We start from the raw sequence: 386 nt of genomic DNA on the forward strand, positions 1-386 counted from the left end.
TAGGCCGTGTCTTGTGGATCAGGTTTCGCGGGCGAGGTCGCGGAGCCAGATCTTGATGGTGGCGATGTCGATGGTGGCCAGGTACATGAATTCGCGTTTGTCGTATCTGGTGGCCACGGCGCGGAACTGTTTGAGTTTGTTGATGGCACGTTCGACGGTGTTGCGGTCCCGGTAGCGCTCTCGGTCGAAGGTGGGTGGGCGCCCGCCGGCCGATCCTCGTCTACGTCGGTTGGCCTGTTGGTCGCTCTTCTCCGGGATGGTCGCCTTGATGCCACGTCGGCGCAGGTCAGCGCGGATGGCTTTGATGGAGTAGGCCTTGTCGGCCAGGATCCGGGCGGGTCGGGTACGCGGGCGTCCGACTCGGTGTGGGATGCGGATGGCGTTCA

General features: G+C 63.7%; 1 protein-coding gene. It reads right to left on the bottom strand.

Going from position 1 to position 386, the window contains the following annotated elements:
• Positions 1-18: 18 nt before the first annotated feature.
• Positions 19-386, bottom strand: a 368-nt coding sequence (locus ACLQ24_RS30375) for a transposase (RefSeq protein ID WP_425895164.1), incomplete at its 5' end; no start/stop codon positions are given.

This window comes from Micromonospora sp. DT4 (assembly GCF_049841675.1).
Taxonomy (GTDB): Bacteria; Actinomycetota; Actinomycetes; order Mycobacteriales; family Micromonosporaceae; genus Micromonospora.